Source organism: Pseudoalteromonas sp. 0303 (assembly GCF_013349995.1).
In the GTDB taxonomy this organism is placed as follows: Bacteria; Pseudomonadota; Gammaproteobacteria; order Enterobacterales; family Alteromonadaceae; genus Pseudoalteromonas.
Genome location: NZ_JABVXF010000186.1, coordinates 1 through 353, shown reverse-complemented (window position 1 = coordinate 353; position 353 = coordinate 1). Strand labels below are relative to the sequence as shown.

Below are 353 nucleotides of genomic sequence, written 5' to 3'. Positions count from 1 at the left end.
AACCGTATAACAGTTTTAAAAGGCCTCGCCAATACTGCTCGTTTTTGGCAATACATAGATGAAGCTAAATCAGCCATGAGTAGCAATGAACTCAAACAGGCTGCGCTTAAGCTGGATTTAGCTGACACCTTAAATGAAGACCCTAATACGGTATTGTTTTACCGTGCTGAACTTGCCAAACAAGCAGGCCAACTTCAAAACGCGATGAACCTTTATAAGCAAGTGCTAAAAGACGACCCTCTGCAACAGCCTACTTTGCGTGCCATGCTTGAATTGACCGCCTCAGATGGTAATTATGCTCGTAGTCATCGTTTTTATAATGGCTTAACTCGTCAGCAACAGGCATTAATTGC

The 353-nt window shown here is 42.8% G+C and carries 1 protein-coding gene; it reads left to right on the top strand.

Going from position 1 to position 353, the window contains the following annotated elements; genetic code table 11:
- Nucleotides 1–353: hypothetical protein (locus HUS62_RS22730; protein ID WP_175081244.1), on the top strand; the 353-nt coding region annotated here is incomplete at both ends.